Origin of the sequence: Rhizobium sp. NLR8a (assembly GCF_019685235.1) — a bacterium.
In the GTDB taxonomy this organism is placed as follows: Bacteria; Pseudomonadota; Alphaproteobacteria; order Rhizobiales; family Rhizobiaceae; genus Rhizobium.
The window spans coordinates 233,059-250,753 of sequence record NZ_JABDWI010000008.1 but is presented as its reverse complement, the minus strand read 5'-3'; the positions used below and the strand labels follow the sequence as shown (position 1 = coordinate 250,753).

The window sequence follows — 17,695 nt, the reverse complement described above, 5'->3', positions numbered from 1 at the left end:
ACGACAATGACACAACGACTGAACGCAAAGATTGCGGTTATCACGGGCGCCACTTCGGGCATCGGCCTTGCAACGGCCAAGCGCTTCGTAGCCGAGGGCGCCCGGGTCTTTATCACGGGTCGCCGCAAGGATGTTCTCGATGCAGCAATCGCTGAGATAGGCGGCGAGGTTGTGGGAATTCAGGCGGATTCAGCCAATCTCGCCGACCTCGATCGCCTCTATGAACGGGTGAAGGCAGAATCCGGGAAAATTGACGTGCTCTTCGTCAACGCCGGTGGCGGCTCCATGTTGCCCCTCGGCGAAATCACTGAAGAGCAGTATGACGACACGTTCGATCGGAACGTGAAGGGGGTTCTCTTTACGGTGCAGAAGGCCTTGCCGCTGCTCTCGCCAGGATCATCGATCATCTTGACGGGATCGACCGCAGGCTCGACCGGCACACCCGCCTTCAGCGTTTACGCCGCATCGAAAGCCGCCTTGCGCAGCTTTGCGCGCAACTGGATCCTCGACTTGAAGGATCGCGGCATTCGGATCAACACGCTTAGTCCTGGCCCGACGGAAACGACTGGACTGGTCGAATTGGCGGGCAAGGACCCAACGCAGCAGCAGGGCTTGCTCGACGCCTTGGCAGCCCAGGTGCCTATGGGCAGGGTCGGTCGCGCCGAGGAAGTTGCCGCTGCCGCACTCTTCCTTGCCTCGGAGGATTCCAGCTTCGTCAGCGGTGCCGAACTCTTCGTCGATGGCGGCAGCGCCCAGGTGTGAAGACAATATCGGGTTTGCGGTTGCACAGCGGCGAGCCGCTGGCATCCGCTTATCCTTTCCGCTAATGCTGCCAACGGCATATAAAGCGGAAAGGAAGTGGCGATCATGACCGGCTATGAAATCTTCTGGCCACTCCTTGCCCATGTGGCCCTGGTCTATGGTCTCTACGCGCTTCTTGGCCTGAGACGCGGGAAAATGGTGCGGGTCGGAAAGATCCGCAAACAGGACTATCGCGAAAATCGTGACGAACCCGCCGAAAGCCTTGTCGTCAAGAATTGCCTCGCCAACCAGTTCGAATTGCCTGTACTCTTTTACCCCTGCTGCATTCTTCTCTATATCGCCGAGGCCGACAATCTTGTCGCCCTCGGCCTCGCCTGGCTCTTCGTCGCTCTGCGTTACGCTCATGCCGCCATTCACGTCACCAGCAATGATCTCAGTTACCGCAGCCCGATCTTTGCTGCCGGTTATCTGGTGCTTGCAGCCATGTGGGGTTGGCTCGCCATCTGGATGGCGATGGGCTGACGGCGATGTGCGCAGGCGGCAATCTGCCGGATTTTACAACTATCTGACGTTTTTTGCGCCCTCGTCAATCAGAGCAATGCGGCCTAGGAGCCTGATTTCTCACGCGTTTGCCTATCGTTAAAATCTGAGCGTTTCCATTTACCGCTGATGAAGGCCTGCAATGTCATATCCGCTCGACGCGGTGGTGGTAGATAGCCTGCGGCGCGAAACAATAAGAATGGGAACGACATGGGCGCGGAAAGCATGGATCGCATCGGCTTGCGCAGGAAGCCGAAGCAGGAGCGTAGCATCCAGAGGCTGGATCTTATCCTCGCTGCCGCCGCCAAGATAATCGCCCAAAAGGGCGTCAGCGCCATGCGGATGACGGAACTCGCGGTCGCCGCCAAGGTGCCGATCGGCTCGGTTTACCAGTATTTCCCGGAGAAGGCGGCGATCGTCAAAGCCCTGTTCGACCAGCACGCTTCGGCGATTCAGGCGAAGACGGCGGCGATGTTCAGCGACGTGCAGTCCCTCGACCAGGCCCTCGATCTCGTCTGCGCCACCATCGACTGGTATTACGAATCCTATCGCGACGATCCCGTTTATCTCGGCGTCTGGATGGGAACCGAGACCGATCAGGATCTGCTTCGGCTGAATATCGAGCATAGCGGTCGCGTCGCTGGTATCTTCGATGACGCTGTACGCCGGTTGGCTCCCGACCGTTGCGACGAGGAAATGTTCGCGCGCACTTACCTTTTTAGCCACCTGATCGGCGCCGTCATCCGACTTGCGGCCGTCAGCGAAGAGGCCATAGCGCAGCGCATGCTCGGCGAGTGGAAACGCGTCATCCGCGCCTCCCTTTTTGCCGCGAGCGTCGCCTGAGGACTTCTACCAGCTCGGCACCATATTGGCAGCCTTCAGCCGCGGATAAAGGCGCGCCTGGGCGGATTTGACATCCGCTTCCAGCCCGTCGTCGACGACAGCCGGCGTGATGTTGTCGAGGCAGGCAGTGATATGGGCCGTGATTGCGTTCATCAGCGACAGCGAGACGCCAGGCCGTTTCATGATGCCGATCTGCACCGGCGGCAGCGCCGGGAAACCGTCGGCCTGGCTCAGCACCTTCATGCCCGTCCGCAGCGCCGATTCCGGCATCACCGAGACCGCCATACCGGCAAGCACGGCCGCGGCGACGACGGTGCAGGACCAGCTGGTGAACAGGATCTGGTGCTCGCGCCCGACGGCATCGAGCGCCGAGCAGGCAAGCTGGCGCCATTGGCAGTCGCGGCGGCCAACGGCTAGCGGCACCGGCGCATCGTCGCGGATCGGATGGTTGGCCGAGCCGACCCAGCAGAGCGGCTCGGTTCTGACCACATCGGACATGCGCTCGCGCGGATTGTGGGTGACGAGGGCGATATCGAGCTCGCCCTTGTGCATGCGCTCGGCAAGGTCCATCGACGGCTCGCAGACGATGTAAAGCTCGACATTCGGATGCGTCTTGGCAAAACGGCCGATGATCTCAGGCATATAGCGGTCGGCGTAATCGTCCGGCGTGCCGATGCGTAGCGTCCCCTCCAGCCTGTTGTCGTCAAAGGCGGCGATCGCCTCATTGTTGAGGCGGATGATGCGCCGGGCGTAATTGAGCAGTTTTTCACCCTCGACCGTCAGCCGATTGCCGCGGCCGTCCTTGATGAACAGCTGCTTGCCGATGCGCTCTTCGAGACGGCGCATCTGCATGGAGACGGCGGATTGGGTCTTGTAGACCCTGTCGGCGGCCTTGGTGAAGCTGCCGGAATCGACGATGGCGATGAAAGTCTGCAACTGGTCGAGATCAAGAGGCGCGGACATGGGTTCACCTATAAAGATAGCTGATGATAATCATTAGAAACATTCGTTGGACTGATCAATAGGTCTTTGGCATCTTCGGGATGCAAATCAAGCAAAGTGAAGGACAGACACCCTGCCTGTCCGAGCCGAATTCAGCCTGCTCCCTTCCGCACGACCTCGCGGCAGGGGTGGGTTGTTGCGTGCCCCGAAAGAAAGGAGAGTTCGATGCACACGACAGACCGGACACTAGAACTCGACTGCGGCAAGCTTACCCCGACGTTTTCCCAGCGTCTGGCGGCAGGCCTCGCCCCGTTGACCTTCCTCTTTCGCGTGTTTCGCAATCGCATGGAGATCAACGCGCTGCATGATCTGAATGATACGCAGCTGAGAGATATCGGCCTCACCAGGGCCGATCTGACCTCGGCGTTCCTGGCCTCGACGTTTTTCGAGGATCCGTCGGAACATCTGACGCGTTCGGCGCGCAATCGTTGGCGCCTGCAGTTCTTCCGTTCCTGCGACGAGTAGGAGCGCAAGTTTCCCCGCAGGGTGATAGCCAATAGCCCTGCCGCTTGACCCGGCGATCGGCTTTCCCAGCCATCGCCGGGTCTTTTTATGTCTTAGGGTCAGGCGAAGGCTTCGGCCGGTAAGTTTCGAAAATCGCCTCCAGATTCCTCTGGTAGCTCTTCTGCACTTCCAGCCCGCTGTCGAACATGGCGTTCAACATCTCCGCATAGCTGTCGGCATTGACCTTCGCCTCTTCCTTCGGAGCCTCCGGCGTCTTCGCGGTAGGCTGCTGGGCTGCCGGTTGCTGGCCGAGCCCGGCCATCATCTCCTGGAAGGCCTTGGCGAAAGGATTGTCGAGGAATGGGTTCGGGGCAGGCGCCGGTTGCTGTTTCGGCATCGAAAACATCAGTTGCATCGCCTGCGTGAAGGGATTGTCGAAAATGCTGGACTCCGGGGCTGCCTTCGGCTTCGGCGCAAAGCCCGTACTCTCAAGCCATTTTTGAATGCTCTCGCCCATCGCCGTGTTGGCGAAGGGGTTGACAGGAGAGGCCATCTGGCCGGTCGTCTGCTTGAAGAGCCCGCCCATCAGCGTGTCGGCCAGCACCGGCAGCATCTGTTTGTAGATGTCCTGTCCGATCCCGGTCATCTGGGCGGCCTGGGCTGCGATCGCCCTCGAAACCTCCTTGGAGCCGAACAACTGGGCAAGGATGTTGTTGCCGTCGGAAATGCCCTCCGGCGTGAAGGCCCGGCTCATATCCTCGAAATATCGCGCGTAATTGCCGGAGGCGACGGCCTGCATCAGCCCGACGAAATCGTAAGGATTGCCGGTGCTGCGCTTCAGGCCGGCGGAAAAGGCCGGCATCAGCGCCGCCATGGCCTTCGTCGCCTGTTCCTGCGCCAGGTTGAATTGCCGGGCGATCGCTTCCATCGCCGCGCCGTTCTGCGCCTGCATCATCATATCGAAGAGTGGCAGCATGGAGGTCCCTTTCCCCGAGTCGTGACGCGTTGTGACGTCACTATATCCGGAAATGGTAATACGCAAACGGCTTTTTGTCAGAGGGGCTTAGGACGATCTCAGTACTGATAATCCTCGAAGACCGGTTCGACGGAACCCTGCCAGCGGCCGTGATAGAGCGACAGCAGATCCTCGGCGAGCGTCGCCTTCTTGGCAAGCACCTCGTCGAGCGGCGCCAGGAAGATGCTTTCGTCCTGGCCTTCGCCGTTAAGCCTGCCGCGCGCCTTGAGGCCGGCCCTTGAGATGCCGACGACCTCGCGCGCCGCCTCGAGCAGCGCATGCCCGCGAAACTCGGCCTTCAACCCTTGCGCCGGAACGGCATTGCGCAGGGCGCCGATCTCGGCAAAGCTCCAATCCTTCGTCAGCTCGTCGGCGGCCTGAAGGGCCGCATCGTCGTAGAGCAGGCCGACCCAGAAAGCGGGCAACGCACAGATGCGCCGCCATGGGCCGCCGTCGGCGCCGCGCATTTCGAGGAAGCGTTTCATTCGCACGTCCGGGAAGAGCGTGGAAAGATGGTTTGTCCAGTCACCCATCGTCGGCGCCGGATCGGCGACCTCGCCCTTCAACGCGCCGTTCATGAACTGGCGGAAGGTCACATGGGTACAGTCGTGATAGTGCCCGTCGCGGACGATGAAATACATCGGCACGTCGAGCGCCCATTCGGCATAATCGCGGAAGCCGAAATCGTCGCGGAACGTGAAATCGAGCAGGCCCGAGCGCTGGTTGTCGACATCGCGCCAGATATCGCCGCGCCAGGAGAGCAGCCCGTTCGGCTTGCCCTCGGTGAAGGGCGAGGATGCAAACAGCGCGGTCGCCAGCGATTGCAGCTTCATCGAGACGCGCATCTTCTGGCGCATGTCGGCTTCCGAGGAGAAATCGAGATTCACCTGGATCGTGCAGGTGCGATACATCATGTCTAGGCCCTTGGTGCCGACCTTCGGCATATAGCGGGTCATGATCTCGTAGCGCGATTTCGGCATTTGCGGGGTTTCGGCATAGGTCCATTTCGGACTGCCGCCGATGCCGAGGAAACGGATGCCCATCGGTTCGGCGATCTCGCGCAGCGTCGCCAGGTGCTGGTTCGATTCCCTGCAGGTCTGGTGGATTGTCTCCAGCGGCGCGCCTGACAGTTCGAACTGGCCGCCGGGCTCGATCGAGATCGCCCCCATGCCGTGCTGCTCGGCAAGGCCGATGATGTTGCCGCCGTCCATGATCGGCTCCCAGCCGCTCTTTTTCTGCAGGCCGGTAAGCAGGGCCGAGATGCTGGCATCGCCGAAGTAGGGAACCGGGCTGTTGTCGGCGCGGAAGAAGGCGAACTTCTCATGTTCGGTGCCGATCCGGAAGCGCTCCCGCGGCTTGTTGCCCGCGGCGATGTAATCGGTCAATTCCTGAACGGAAGATAGCGGTGTCTGGTCGGTAGTGTCGCGGGCCATGCGGGGTACCTGTATTCAAAAGGCGCCCAGGGGGCCGGGCAATTGGAAGGTGATTAGGACCCAAGCCACGTATGTTGCAAGTGAAATTCTTTCAACGACGCATCAAAAAAACAGCAGTGATTTCCGCGTCAACCCGTTTTCCCGGTCATGTCCAGTCGCCGATCGCCGCCTGGACCACTGCCAGCGCCGCAACAGCGGCCGTATCGGCCCGGAGGATGCGAGGTCCGAGCGGAATGGCAGTGACGAAATCGAGGCTTCGAAGCCGCGCCCGCTCATCCTCCGAAAAGCCGCCTTCCGGCCCGACGAGCAGAGCGAGATGCCTTTCTTGGATGGCTGCCAGCACCGGCAGCGGGTTTTGCCCGGCGTCACCCTCGTCGCAATAGATGATGCGGCGCTCGCTCGGCCAATGGTCGAGCAGGTCGGAAAGCCTCACCGGCTCGGCCACGGCGGGGATGCCGAGAATACCGCATTGCTCCGCCGCCTCGACGACATTGGCGCGCAGCTTGTCGAGATTGGTGATCTTCCCCTGCACATGCTGGGTCATGACAGGCTGCAGCAGCCCGGCGCCCATTTCCACCGCTTTCTGCACGAGATAATCCATGCGGCCGACTTTGAGCGGGGCAAAGAGATAGTGCAGGTCCGTGGCCGCCGGCTGCGGCCGCGTCTCTTCGGTTGCCGTCAGCAGGATGCGTTTGCGCGTCGGGAAGGACAGCGTCGCCCGCCACTCGCCGTCGCGGCCGTTGAAGAGCAGGATGTCTGTGCCGTCCTCCATCCTCAGCACGTTGGCGAGATAGTTGAAATGGTCGGCATTCGCCTCCACGACGGCGCCGCTGGAAAGCGGCGCGTCGACGAAAAGTCGTTGCATGCGGAAATTGGCGCGCATTGGAAAAAACTCGGGATCTCAAACGAAGAGCGCGAACATAACCCAATAAATCATCGCCGCAAGCGCTGCCGAAACCGGCACGGTGATGATCCAGGCGGCGATGATCGTCATGAAATGCGAGCGCCGCACCAGATAGCGTCGCCGCCTCTCGTGGATATTCGGCTCCTCCGGCTCGTCGATATCGAAGCTCTCCGTCTTGCGCCTGATATAGGCGATGCGGCGCTTCGAATGGCGCGTATACCATTCGCGGAAGAAGCCGACGCCGAAGACGGAGCCGACGGCGATATGGGTGGTGCTGACCGGCAGGCCGAGCCAAGAGGCGACGATGACGGTGAAAGCGGTCGACAGCGCGACGCAATAGGCGCGCATCGGATTGAGCTTGGTGATCTCCTCGCCGACGAGGCGGATGAGCCGTGGCCCGAAGAGCAGCAGGCCGACGGAGATGCCGAAGGCGCCGATCAGCATCACCCAGAGGGGCGAATGGCCGACGCCGCCAACGCCGCCGATGCCGACCGAATGGACGATCGCCGAAAGCGGCCCGACCGCGTTCGAAACGTCGTTTGCGCCATGCGCGAAGGATAGCAGCGCCGCCGAGCCGATCAGCGGCAGCCGGAACAGCGCCCGCAGTGAACTGTTGCGGTTTTCAAGATCCCGCGCCTGGACGAGGACGAGCGGCCGGGCGATAAGCCAGGTCACCAGCCCGATGGCGATCCCGATCAGAATGACGGTGAAGGGCGGAAATCTACCGATCGGCGACAGCTGCAGCACCATATAGGCCATGAAGGCGCCAGCCATCGTCGCGACCAGCACCGGTACCCAACGCCGCGCCGCCGCGATCTTGTCGTCGCGATAGATGATGAGCGTCTTGACGAGATAGAGCAGGCCGGCCGCGATCAGTCCGCCAAGGAGCGGCGAGGTGATCCAGCTCGAGGCGATCTCGAACATTACCCGCCAATTCACCGGCTCCGGCCCCACAGCTGAGATGCCGGCCCCGATCACCGCCCCGACGATCGCATGCGTGGTGGAAACGGGCGCGTTCATCCAGGTTGCAAGGTTGATCCAAAGGGCGGCTGCGGTCAGCGCCGCCATCATGATCCAGCCGAGCACCGCCGGCGACACCTGGCCAGCATCGACGATGTCGGAGGAAATCGTCTTGACCACTTCGCCGCCCGCGATCGTGGCGCCCAAGACCTCGAAGATCGCAGCAATGACCAGCGCCTGGCCCATCGTCATGGCGCGTGCACCGACGGCCGCACCGACGTTGTTGGTCACGTCGTTGGCGCCGATATTCATCGCCATGTAGCCGGCAAGGGCCGCTGCCGCCACGACGAGTACGGCGCCCGGACGGTCGAAGACATAGACGCCGGCAAAGAGCATGACCAGGCCGACGAAAATCAGCCCGAGCCCGGGTGCCACCAGCAGTCGCGCAACGTGCTTTGCCGCGTCCTCGACATAGGTGATTTTATCGAGGTCTTTATCGAGCGTGCGTTTGGTAAGAACTGCGGGACGGGGCGGCATTCTTTTTCCTGAGGGATGAAGCTGCTTCTACGCTGCTTTCCTAGCAGTGCAAGATGGCAGGATTCATTCCGCTGGAATTTGCTTGGCCGCCGGACCTTTTTTGGCCACCGGAATTCGCTTCGCCGGTCTGACTGAAAGCTTGTCGGTCATCTTTTGTTTGAAGGCGAGGAAGAGGTTGCGAAGCTCCGGTTCGCGCACGCGGCTCACCGCCTCGTCGACCGAGACCCACTCGATGGTGCGTTCGCCTTTTTCCTTGAAGTTCTTCGCCATGTCGGTGACCTCAAGCGCATAGACCTGCACTTTGCAAACCACCTGCACACCGTCGCGCAGCACTTTCGGATAGGTGTAGGAACCGAGCGTTTCCGCCTCGACGGAGCCGCGAACGCCGGCTTCCTCCAGAGCTTCCTGCAGGGCGACCTCATGGGCGCACTTGCCGTTCATCGGCCAGCCCTTGGGAATGACCCAGCGGCCGGTGTCGCGGCTCGTCATCAGGAGTACCTCGACTTCACCGCTCTTCTTCTTCAACCGGTAGCAGAGCGCACCATATTGCTGTCGCGGCGGGCGCCGGAACATCAGTCGCACATCGGAGGCCAATCGGGCGAGAAGAGTCAATTGTCGGGTCACCTTTACAGTGGTTGTTAGGAATCACTCATATGCGTGTATCACGGAACGCTGACACAATCCAAAGCCGCGACGGTCCGAAACATGATTTAACCGCCGTTCATAGGGGAAATCGGGCTGGGGCAGGCTCAAAAAAACCGTCACATCCTGTTTCGAATGCGCCATGTTGCACAGGTGTACAATATGGCTTCGTCCGGACCCCTAATCAATGGCGGGACGAATTGTTCCACCAGCATTTTTGAAAATGTGGTAACCATGCCTCGCTGTCCCACCGCTGCCTTGCTTCGTGCACTTTCGTGCCGCGGTTACGGGCCGCCATCAGCGCTCCCAATAGGGGATCGGCCCGTAAAGCTCGCTCAGATAGTCGATGAACAGCCGCACCTTGGCCGGCAGGAACTGCCGGCTAGGATAGACGGCCGAGAGCGCGACATTGTGCGAGCCCTCATAGGCGGGCAGCACCTGCACCAGACGGCCGGCCTTCAGTTCCTCGCCGATATCCCAGGTGGACCGCAGCGCGATCCCGAGCCCCGCGATGACGGCCTCGCGGATCACCTCGCTGGAATTGGTGATCAGCATGCCGTCTGGCCGCAGGCTGAGGGCTCCGTCCGGCCCGTTCAGCCGCCAGGTGTCGTTATTGTGCGCCGGCAGGCAGCGATGGTGTTTCAGATCGTCGATATGCCTGGGCTCGCTATGCGCGGCCAGGTAATCCGGCGAAGCACAGAGCAGCCGGCGCACGGGCGCCAGCCGTCGGGCGACGAGGCTGGAATCGGTCAGTTCGGCAATCCGGATCGCCAGATCGAAACCGCCGCCGACGATGTCGCTGAATTCGTCGGTCAGCACCAGGTTGATCGCAAGCTCCGGGTGCGCCTGCATGAACGCCTTCAGATGCGGCGCGATATGCATGCGACCGAAGGAGGTCGGCGCCGAGATCTTCAGCGTGCCGTGCATTTGCGCCGAGCGGCCGGAAATGTAGAATTCGGCCTCCTCCAACCCGGCGAGAATGCCGAGAACGCGGTCGTAAAAACCCTGTCCGGCTTCCGTCAGCGAGATCTGCCGCGTCGTGCGCTGCAAAAGCCGGGTACCGAGCCGGTCCTCCAGCCGCTTGATGCGCTTGGAGACGACGGCTGGGGAACAGCCGAGCGCCCGCCCGGCGAGCGACATGCTTCCCGTCGAAACGACCTTGGCAAAAATTTCGAGATCACCCAGATTGGTCATAAGGTTTTCAGACTTTTTCCCCTTTTGGCATAAGTGCTTAGCATTTGCGCCACTTTCGGGAAAGTGCTAAGCCGGTTCACCGGCGACAGAGGCTGGCGGCCCTTCCCGCTGTCATCTTACCGCTGTGACTTCCGGTCGTCAGGGTCAGGGAGGACATCATGTCCGACGCCATTCCGTTTCTCGCCCCGCGCGCCGATGTGCTGGCGCGCCGCGCCCGGATCGTTGCCGATCTCGCCGATCTTCTGCAACCGGAATGCCTGGTTCATGAGGCGCGCGAACTTGTGCCGTTCGAGACAGACGCCTTCGTGTCCTATCGCCGCCTGCCGCTTGCCGTCGCCCTGCCGCGCACCACGGCCGAGGTGGCGGCCGTCATGCGCTATTGCCAACGCTACGGCATTCCCGTGGTGCCGCGCGGCGCCGGCACCTCGCTTTCCGGCGGCGCCATTCCGCAGGAGGATGCCGTTGTGCTCGGCCTGTCGAAGATGAACAGCATTCTCGAAATCGATCTGCCGAACCGTGTCGCCGTGGTTCAGGCGGGTGTCACCAATCTCAACATCTCCGAATCCGTCTCGGCCGACGGCTTTTTCTACGCGCCTGATCCGAGTTCGCAGCTCGCCTGCACGATTGGCGGCAATATCGGCATGAATTCCGGCGGCGCCCACTGCCTGAAATATGGCGTCACCACCAACAATCTGCTCGGCGTCAGAATGGTGCTGGTCGACGGCACGGTGATCGAACTCGGCGGCAAGGCGCTGGACGCGGCCGGTTACGACCTGCTCGGCCTCGTCTGCGGCCACGAAGGCCAGCTCGGCATCGTCACCGAGGCGACCGTGCGGCTGATCGCCAAGCCGGAAGGCGCCCGTCCGGTGCTCTTCGGCTTCGAAAGCTCGGAAGAGGCCGGCGCCTGCGTTGCCGATGTCATCGCCGCCGGAATCATCCCGGTTGCCATCGAGTTCATGGACAAGCCGGCGATCGAGATCTGCGAGGCCTTCGCCCATGCCGGCTATCCCCTCGATGTCGGGGCACTGCTGATCGTCGAGGTCGAGGGTTCGGACGCCGAAATGGACGCCACCCTCAAAGACATCGTCGAGATCGCCCGCCGCCATGCTGTGAAGACCGTGCGCGAATGCCAGTCGGCCACCGAGGCGGCGCTGATCTGGAAGGGGCGCAAATCCGCCTTCGGCGCCACCGGCCGCATCGCCGACTATATCTGCATGGACGGCACCGTGCCGCTCAGCCAGCTTTCCCATGTGCTGAAGAGAACTGCCGAGATCGTCGATCACTACGGCCTGCGGGTCGCCAACGTCTTTCATGCCGGCGACGGCAACATGCATCCGCTGATCCTCTTCAATGCCAACGACCCCGAGGATGCCGCCCGCGCAGAAGCCGCCGGCAACGATATCCTCAAGCTCTGCGTCGATGCCGGCGGCTGCCTCACCGGCGAGCATGGCGTCGGCATCGAAAAGCGCGACCTGATGCGCCATCAATATTCGGAGGCCGATCTCGCCCAGCAGATGGCGGTGCGCGCCGCCTTCGATCCGGGCTGGCTCCTCAACCCGTCGAAGGTCTTCCCGCTCGAAGGGCGCCCTGCCGCATGATCGATCTGATGCCGACAAGCGAGGAACAGGCGGCGGCGATCGTCCTCGCACATGCGGAGACGAACCGGCCGCTCGCTGTCTGTGGCGGTGATACGCGCTCCGGTTTCGGCAATGCCGTTGCATCAGAAGACCGGCTGCGATCGACCAGGCTTTCCGGTATCATCGCCTACAATCCCGGCGAGATGGTCATGACGGTCCGCTCGGGTACGCCGCTTGCCGAGGTCGAGGCGGCACTGTCCGAAGGCGGCCAGATGCTTGCCTTCGAGCCAATGGATCATCGCCCAATCATGCGCAGGTCGGGCGAGCCGACGATCGGCGGCGTCTTCGCCGCCAATGTTTCCGGCCCGCGCCGCCTCGTTGCCGGAGCGGCCCGCGACAGCCTGCTCGGTGTGCGCTTCGTCAACGGCAGGGGCGAGATCATCAAGGCCGGCGGCCGGGTGATGAAGAACGTCACCGGCCTCGATCTCGTCAAGCTGATCGCCGGCTCGCATGGAACGCTGGGTTTTCTCACCGAACTGACCTTCCGCGTGCCGCCGCGCCCGAAGACGGAACAGACGCTGGTTCTCTCCGGCCTCAACGATGCCGAAGCGGCCAATGCCATGGCGGCGGCGATGGCGCTGCCGGTCGAGGTCTCCAGTGCCGCCCATCTGCCGCTGACGGTGACCTGGAAATTCCTTGCCGGCAAATTGCCCGAGGGCGAGGCGACGGTTCTGCGCGTTGAGGGCCTGGCCGGTTCGGTCGGCGTGCGCATGGAAAAGCTTGCGGCGGCGATGTCGGCCTTTGCCACGGTGACGCGGCTGGATGAGCCGGAAAGCCAGAGGCTCTGGCGAGAAATCCGTGATGTATTACCCTATGCCGACGGTACGACGCGGCCGGTCTGGCGCGTCTCGGTCGCGCCGGGAGCCGGCCACCAGCTGGTCGCGGCCCTTCGTCTAGAAGCCGGCGTCGACGCCTTCTACGACTGGCAGGGCGGTCTCGTCTGGATGAGGATGGAGGCGGACCCCGAAGCAGATCTGGTCCGCCGCTTCATCAAGGTGCTCGGTGGCGGCCATGCGACGCTGATCCGTGCTTCGGACGCGGCGAGGGCGGCAACGGCGGCCTTCCATCCGGAGCCGGAGGCAGTGGCGATGCTGTCGCGGCGGGTGAAGGAGAAGTTCGATCCGGCGGGGATCTTCAATCCGGGGAAGATGGGGTGAGAAGATGAGTTTGCGCGTGGTCCACCCCCCTCTGTCCTGCCGGACATCTCCCTCACAAGAGGGGAGATTGGCAAGAGGTTGGATCACCGGTCCCTCTCTGCCGTATCGAAGTAATTCCACGGTGGCTGTTTGGGGAAACCGTTGCGCCCATCTGATCTCCCCCCTTGTGGGGGAGATGTCCGGCAGGACAGAGGGGGGTGCCCCAGGCACAGCGCCCCCAAAGCGGAGGTCCCGCTAGATGCAAACCAACTTCACCCCATCGCAACTCGCCGACCCCCATGTCGCCGAATCCGAAAAGATCCTGCGCAAGTGCGTCCATTGCGGCTTCTGCACTGCCACCTGTCCCACCTATGTGACGCTCGGCAACGAGCTCGACAGCCCGCGCGGGCGGATCTACCTGATCAAGGACATGCTGGAAAACGGCCGCCCCGCCGATGCCGAGGTCGTCACCCATATCGACCGCTGTCTCTCCTGCCTTGCCTGCGTCACCACCTGTCCCTCTGGCGTCGACTATATGCATCTGGTCGATCACGCCCGCGCCCATATCGAAAAGACTTACAGACGGCCGTTCACGAACCGGCTGACGCGCGCCATTCTCGCGACCGTACTGCCCTATCCCGGCCGTTTCCGGCTGGCGCTCCATCTCGCCCGTCTCGGCCGCCCCTTTGCCGGCCTGATGCGGGGGGCAGCGCTGAAGCCCTTTGCCGCCATGCTGGCGCTTGCGCCGCGCCGCATCCCGGCGGCTTCAGACTTTTCAAAACCCGGCATCCATCGGCCCGAGGCGGGGCGGCGCGGCCGGGTGGCGATTCTCACCGGCTGCGCCCAGCCGGTGCTCGATCCCGGCATCAACGCGGCGGCGATCCGGCTGCTGACACGGCTCGGCATCGAGGTCGTGGCGCCGGAAGGCGAGGTCTGCTGCGGATCGCTGGTCCACCATATTGGCCGGGCCGAACAGGCGCTCGCAAGCGCCCGCACCAATGTCGATATCTGGACGCGCGAGATCGACAGCCATGGCCTCGATGCGATCCTCATCACCGCATCGGGCTGCGGCACGACGATCAAGGATTACGGTCACATGCTGCGCCTCGACCCCGCCTATGCCGCAAAGGCGGCCAGAGTCTCGGCGCTGGCAAAGGACATTACCGAATATCTGGCGACCCTCGACCTGCCGGCCCATATGCCGAGGGGCATCACGGTCGCTTATCATTCCGCCTGCTCGATGCAGCACGGCCAGCGCATCACCCTTGCGCCGAAGCAACTGCTGAAGGCGGCGGGCTTTACCGTGCGCGATCCGGCCGAAGGCCATCTCTGCTGCGGCTCGGCCGGCACCTACAACATCATGCAGCCGGAGATTTCGGCGGCGCTGAAGGCACGCAAGGTCAAAAACATCGAGGCCACCAAGGCCAACATCATCGCCACCGGCAATATCGGCTGCATCACCCAGATCGCCGCCGGCACCGAGATCCCGATCCTGCATACGGTCGAGCTTCTCGACTGGGCCTATGGCGGCGCTATGCCGGAAAAATTAACCGGTTTGCCGTTAGGCTGACGGGAATGCGGGCCCATTCGGGCCGCTCCCGGGAGGTTGGGCAATGTGGCGGGGAATGATTGTACTTGCGGGACTGCTCGGTGCGGCAGGCGCGGCCCATGCCGACAGCCGCCTATTCTGTTCCGCCGATGACGCGCAGGCGCGCTTCACCCTTGAAAGCGGTTTCGCAAGCGATGCCGGCCATAGGCTCAACCATTTCCGCGGTGCGCTTGTTGTCAAGGATCCCGCGCAAGCGACCTTTGCCAAACGTCTGTTCGAATCGCAGCATCTGAGCAATCACTGGTCGCGCGATGGCGAACTGCTTCTGGAGGTCTTCGACGGCGGCGGTGACGATACTGGCGGCGCAACGCTGGATCTGGTGGTGGTCGCCGGCGTCCGTGGCAAGCCGGCGTCGAATTTCAGCGGCACCTATTCCCTGACCATCGAAGGCGGCAGCAAACCTTATGCTGCCGAGGGCAAGGTCAGCTGCGGCACGAAATAGCGCCGCAGCCGAAATTCAATTCATTACCAGTGGAACGAGACGCCGACGTTGACGGCGTTGGTGAAGATGTTGGTCTTCAGGTCAACGCCGCTGTCGATCGGAACGTCGACGCGCGAATAGGTGCCCTTGTATTCGACAAAGGTCGACCAGCGGTCGGTCACCTTGAAATCGACGCCGGCCTGGGCCTGCAGCGTCACGCCGCCGAATTCGTAGGCCCAGGTCTTGCCCTCGGGACGAATCACCTCGACATGCGGAATGTTCACGCCGATGCCGGCGCCGAGATAAGGCGTCCAGCGGCGGCTCGGATCCTGGAAGCGGTAGAGCCCGTTCACCGTCAGCAGGTTCAGACCGTCGGTGAATTCGAAATGCGACCAGCCGGCCTTGGCGAGCGTGTCGTCGTCGGCATAGACCTTGTCATGGGTGTAATCGAGCGAGATACCCCAGTTCGGCTTGTTGAAATTCTCCAGCCACCAGGTGACGCGGCCGCCGTAATAGGGCGGCGCGCCGAAGGACTTGCCTTCCCAGCCGGCGGTGAAATGCGTGCCGTCGGAAAGATCGACGCCGCTGTGCGGCGCGGTCTGGTAACCGCCGTAAATGGAGAACTGCAGATCTTCCGCCGAGGCGGATGCTGCCGAACAGAATGTGAAAAACGCGATGCCCGCAAGCAGGGAAGCGGAAGAACGCAGCGCATATGTCATTGAATAGCCCCGATATTGCAAATATGTCCACTCCTAGGCACGTCTGCCAGCTTTCCGCCGCAAAGTCCAAGAGAAATAAAAGGCGCCTCTAAAAAGCGCCCTCGTTTTTTGACAAGTGTTGCTCAGCCGCCGAACATGGTGCGCAGCACGTCGATACCCCTGTCCTCGAAAGCCACATTGCCCTGCTTGTTGCCGGGGCCGATGACGATCACCTTGGTGCCGACAGGCGCACGATCGTAAAGATGCATCACGTCCTCGTTCATCATGCGGATACAGCCGGAAGACATATTGAGGCCGATCGTCCAGGGCTGGTTGGTGCCGTGGATGCGGAAGATGGTGTCGCGGCCACCCTGGTAGAGATACATGGCGCGGGCGCCGAGCGGATTGTCCTCGCCGCCTTCCTGGTAAGCGGGGATGATGTGACCCTTGGCAGCTTCGCGGCGGCGCATTTCGGCCGGCGGCGTCCAGGCCGGCCATTCGGCCTTGCGGCCGATCTTGACGATGCCCGACCAGCCGAAGCCGTCGCGGCCGACGCCGATGCCGTAGCGGGTCGCGCGGTTGTTGCCTTCGACCAGGTAGAGATATTTGTTATTGGTATCGATGATGACAGTGCCGGCCACTTCCGTCGTCACCAGGCGCACTTTCTTGCGCTTGAATTGCGGCTTTACATATTTCGGCATCTGCGCCACGCGCATGATCTGCGCCGGATGCCGTGCATTGTCGGAAGCCGGGCCGGCAGGCGCGGCGATGGCTGATGTAGAAATCAAGGACAGGACAAGTCCGGCCGCGGCCAGTCCCGGCATCACTTTGATCATTAGTCGATTCCCCTCAAGCAAGTCCGCCCGAAGCTACATGATCTTCTGCCCGATTCAAGATCGACATGGCCGGATAAAGCCATTTTGACGAGTGGAGCCACCTGTCCTAGCGGCTTCATAGAGCATTTCCGTATTTCTCCGAAACACGAAAATGCTCCATCTCTTTGTTTTTACTGAATTCTCAACGCAAAACCACTGCACACTCTTGCTGGTGCTCCAGCTTTTGCGTGCGCCGTTACATGACGATGACGCGGGTTCCGACGTTGACGCGGTCGTAGAGATCGACGACGTCCTCGTTGCGCAGGCGGATACAGCCGGAAGAAACGGCGCTGCCGATCGACCAGGGCGCATTGGTGCCATGGATGCGGTAGAGCGTCGAGCCGAGATACATGGCGCGCGCGCCGAGCGGATTTTCCAGGCCGCCGTCCATGCGCGCCGGCAGATAGTGGCCCTTGGCGGCCTCGCGGCTGATCATTTCGGAAGGCGGCGTCCAATCCGGCCATTCCGTCTTGCGGGTGATCTTGTGGACGCCGGCCCATTCGAAGCCCGGCTTGCCGACACCCACGCCGTAGCGCCGTGCCTTGCCGCCGTTCATGACGAGATAGAGAAAGCGGTTGTTGGTATCGATGACGATGGTTCCAGGCTTTTCCGTGGTGTCGTAATCGACCATCTGCGGCAGATATTGCGGCTCGATTGGGTGGCGGATTGCCGGTATGCCGGGATTGATCGCCGAAACCGTCTGAGGGGCCGGCTGCTGCGCCTGGCGGGTGACGCGGCGCTGGAAGAGGCCGCGCTGCTGCGGCTGGACGACCGGGCGCTGATAGACGACCGGCCGGACCTTGCCGCCGAGCTGATTGATCCAAGGTGCGGTCAGATCGGGGCTGAGGATAATAGGCGGGCGGGTGGCGTAGCGGTCGTCTGCAATGGCGGCCGTGGAGAAGATGCCGCAGAAGACTGAGGCAAGAAAAAGGTGTTTCATCATCGGACGAACTCTCTACAAATGACCGAAAATGGACTGGCGGGATGGGTCCGCCTGGCGGAGATGTTCCGCTCGCAAAGACGCTGCCACTCCATCCGCCAGC

At 62.1% G+C, this 17,695-nt stretch carries 18 protein-coding genes; 8 read left to right on the top strand and 10 right to left on the bottom strand.

Annotation, left to right across the window (positions count from 1 at the left end; translation table 11 throughout):
• Positions 1-6: 6 nt before the first annotated feature.
• The 3 genes from HJC04_RS17350 (at position 7) to HJC04_RS17340 (ending at position 2,145) form a co-directional block, all read left to right on the top strand.
• Complete coding sequence (locus tag HJC04_RS17350; RefSeq protein WP_210629070.1) at positions 7-762, top strand: SDR family oxidoreductase; 756 nt, start codon at positions 7-9, stop codon at positions 760-762.
• A 105-nt stretch (positions 763-867) separates the two neighbouring features.
• Positions 868-1,284, top strand: coding sequence for an MAPEG family protein (locus tag HJC04_RS17345; protein WP_210629069.1), 417 nt, complete (start codon positions 868-870; stop codon positions 1,282-1,284).
• 228 nt (positions 1,285-1,512) lie between these two features.
• Positions 1,513-2,145, top strand: coding sequence for a TetR family transcriptional regulator (locus HJC04_RS17340; protein WP_210629068.1), 633 nt, complete (start codon positions 1,513-1,515; stop codon positions 2,143-2,145).
• Between the two features lie 6 nt (positions 2,146-2,151).
• On the opposite strand, the gene HJC04_RS17335 is transcribed toward HJC04_RS17340, so the two are convergent.
• The gene (locus tag HJC04_RS17335) at positions 2,152-3,108 is read right to left on the bottom strand and encodes a LysR substrate-binding domain-containing protein (protein ID WP_210629067.1); all 957 of its coding nucleotides are present in this window, start codon (positions 3,106-3,108) and stop codon (positions 2,152-2,154) included.
• 204 nt (positions 3,109-3,312) lie between these two features.
• On the opposite strand from HJC04_RS17335, the gene HJC04_RS17330 reads away from it, so the two are divergent.
• Positions 3,313-3,612 (top strand): DUF1127 domain-containing protein, encoded by a 300-nt coding sequence (locus tag HJC04_RS17330; RefSeq protein ID WP_210629066.1) that lies wholly within the window; start codon positions 3,313-3,315, stop codon positions 3,610-3,612.
• 85 nt (positions 3,613-3,697) lie between these two features.
• Here HJC04_RS17330 and HJC04_RS17325 read toward each other — a convergent pair whose 3' ends face one another.
• The 6 genes from HJC04_RS17325 to HJC04_RS17300 form a co-directional block, all read right to left on the bottom strand.
• Positions 3,698-4,567: a DUF937 domain-containing protein gene (locus HJC04_RS17325; RefSeq protein ID WP_210629065.1), complete on the bottom strand. Its 870-nt coding sequence runs from the start codon at positions 4,565-4,567 to the stop codon at positions 3,698-3,700.
• A gap of 98 nt (positions 4,568-4,665) precedes the next feature.
• Positions 4,666-6,039, bottom strand: a complete 1,374-nt coding sequence (locus tag HJC04_RS17320) for a glutamate--cysteine ligase (protein WP_210629064.1) — start codon at positions 6,037-6,039, stop codon at positions 4,666-4,668.
• A 145-nt stretch (positions 6,040-6,184) separates the two neighbouring features.
• Positions 6,185-6,922, bottom strand: coding sequence for a 16S rRNA (uracil(1498)-N(3))-methyltransferase (locus HJC04_RS17315; protein ID WP_210629063.1), 738 nt, complete (start codon positions 6,920-6,922; stop codon positions 6,185-6,187).
• Positions 6,923-6,940: 18 nt separating this feature from the next.
• On the bottom strand, positions 6,941-8,440 hold the full coding sequence (locus tag HJC04_RS17310) for an inorganic phosphate transporter (protein ID WP_210629062.1): 1,500 nt from the start codon (positions 8,438-8,440) through the stop codon (positions 6,941-6,943).
• A gap of 63 nt (positions 8,441-8,503) precedes the next feature.
• Positions 8,504-9,052 (bottom strand): NUDIX hydrolase, encoded by a 549-nt coding sequence (locus tag HJC04_RS17305; RefSeq protein ID WP_221122506.1) that lies wholly within the window; start codon positions 9,050-9,052, stop codon positions 8,504-8,506.
• A gap of 327 nt (positions 9,053-9,379) precedes the next feature.
• On the bottom strand, positions 9,380-10,276 hold the full coding sequence (locus tag HJC04_RS17300) for a LysR family transcriptional regulator (protein WP_210629060.1): 897 nt from the start codon (positions 10,274-10,276) through the stop codon (positions 9,380-9,382).
• 158 nt (positions 10,277-10,434) lie between these two features.
• Between HJC04_RS17300 and HJC04_RS17295 the strand changes: the two genes are divergently transcribed.
• From HJC04_RS17295 to HJC04_RS17280, 4 genes are all read left to right on the top strand, one after another.
• Positions 10,435-11,874, top strand: a complete 1,440-nt coding sequence (locus tag HJC04_RS17295; RefSeq protein WP_210629059.1) for an FAD-linked oxidase C-terminal domain-containing protein — start codon at positions 10,435-10,437, stop codon at positions 11,872-11,874.
• Positions 11,871-13,070, top strand: a complete 1,200-nt coding sequence (locus tag HJC04_RS17290) for an FAD-binding protein (protein WP_210629058.1) — start codon at positions 11,871-11,873, stop codon at positions 13,068-13,070. Before HJC04_RS17295 ends, HJC04_RS17290 begins: the two co-directional genes overlap by 4 nt.
• A gap of 238 nt (positions 13,071-13,308) precedes the next feature.
• Positions 13,309-14,619, top strand: a complete 1,311-nt coding sequence (gene glcF / locus HJC04_RS17285; protein WP_221146710.1) for a glycolate oxidase subunit GlcF — start codon at positions 13,309-13,311, stop codon at positions 14,617-14,619.
• Between the two features lie 43 nt (positions 14,620-14,662).
• Positions 14,663-15,100: a hypothetical protein gene (locus HJC04_RS17280; protein ID WP_210629056.1), complete on the top strand. Its 438-nt coding sequence runs from the start codon at positions 14,663-14,665 to the stop codon at positions 15,098-15,100.
• A 23-nt stretch (positions 15,101-15,123) separates the two neighbouring features.
• Here HJC04_RS17280 and HJC04_RS17275 read toward each other — a convergent pair whose 3' ends face one another.
• The 3 genes from HJC04_RS17275 to HJC04_RS17265 form a co-directional block, all read right to left on the bottom strand.
• Positions 15,124-15,798, bottom strand: coding sequence for an outer membrane protein (locus HJC04_RS17275; RefSeq protein ID WP_210629055.1), 675 nt, complete (start codon positions 15,796-15,798; stop codon positions 15,124-15,126).
• A 122-nt stretch (positions 15,799-15,920) separates the two neighbouring features.
• Positions 15,921-16,613: a L,D-transpeptidase gene (locus tag HJC04_RS17270; RefSeq protein ID WP_221146709.1), complete on the bottom strand. Its 693-nt coding sequence runs from the start codon at positions 16,611-16,613 to the stop codon at positions 15,921-15,923.
• A 235-nt stretch (positions 16,614-16,848) separates the two neighbouring features.
• Positions 16,849-17,595: a L,D-transpeptidase gene (locus HJC04_RS17265; protein WP_210629053.1), complete on the bottom strand. Its 747-nt coding sequence runs from the start codon at positions 17,593-17,595 to the stop codon at positions 16,849-16,851.
• Positions 17,596-17,695: the final 100 nt, after the last annotated feature.

Bases quoted from the DNA above. Each gene is read 5' to 3' on its own strand.
- HJC04_RS17265 (WP_210629053.1), bottom strand. From the start codon at position 17,595: ATGATGAAACACCTTTTTCTTGCCTCAGTCTTCTGCGGCATCTTCTCC.
- HJC04_RS17280 (WP_210629056.1), top strand. From the start codon at position 14,663: ATGTGGCGGGGAATGATTGTACTTGCGGGACTGCTCGGTGCGGCAGGC.
- HJC04_RS17320 (WP_210629064.1), bottom strand. From the start codon at position 6,039: ATGGCCCGCGACACTACCGACCAGACACCGCTATCTTCCGTTCAGGAA.
- HJC04_RS17295 (WP_210629059.1), top strand. From the start codon at position 10,435: ATGTCCGACGCCATTCCGTTTCTCGCCCCGCGCGCCGATGTGCTGGCG.
- HJC04_RS17340 (WP_210629068.1), top strand. From the start codon at position 1,513: ATGGGCGCGGAAAGCATGGATCGCATCGGCTTGCGCAGGAAGCCGAAG.
- HJC04_RS17300 (WP_210629060.1), bottom strand. From the start codon at position 10,276: ATGACCAATCTGGGTGATCTCGAAATTTTTGCCAAGGTCGTTTCGACG.
- HJC04_RS17330 (WP_210629066.1), top strand. From the start codon at position 3,313: ATGCACACGACAGACCGGACACTAGAACTCGACTGCGGCAAGCTTACC.
- HJC04_RS17270 (WP_221146709.1), bottom strand. From the start codon at position 16,613: ATGATCAAAGTGATGCCGGGACTGGCCGCGGCCGGACTTGTCCTGTCC.
- HJC04_RS17345 (WP_210629069.1), top strand. From the start codon at position 868: ATGACCGGCTATGAAATCTTCTGGCCACTCCTTGCCCATGTGGCCCTG.
- HJC04_RS17310 (WP_210629062.1), bottom strand. From the start codon at position 8,440: ATGCCGCCCCGTCCCGCAGTTCTTACCAAACGCACGCTCGATAAAGAC.
- glcF (WP_221146710.1), top strand. From the start codon at position 13,309: ATGCAAACCAACTTCACCCCATCGCAACTCGCCGACCCCCATGTCGCC.
- HJC04_RS17335 (WP_210629067.1), bottom strand. From the start codon at position 3,108: ATGTCCGCGCCTCTTGATCTCGACCAGTTGCAGACTTTCATCGCCATC.
- HJC04_RS17315 (WP_210629063.1), bottom strand. From the start codon at position 6,922: ATGCGCGCCAATTTCCGCATGCAACGACTTTTCGTCGACGCGCCGCTT.
- HJC04_RS17325 (WP_210629065.1), bottom strand. From the start codon at position 4,567: ATGCTGCCACTCTTCGATATGATGATGCAGGCGCAGAACGGCGCGGCG.
- HJC04_RS17290 (WP_210629058.1), top strand. From the start codon at position 11,871: ATGATCGATCTGATGCCGACAAGCGAGGAACAGGCGGCGGCGATCGTC.
- HJC04_RS17350 (WP_210629070.1), top strand. From the start codon at position 7: ATGACACAACGACTGAACGCAAAGATTGCGGTTATCACGGGCGCCACT.
- HJC04_RS17275 (WP_210629055.1), bottom strand. From the start codon at position 15,798: ATGACATATGCGCTGCGTTCTTCCGCTTCCCTGCTTGCGGGCATCGCG.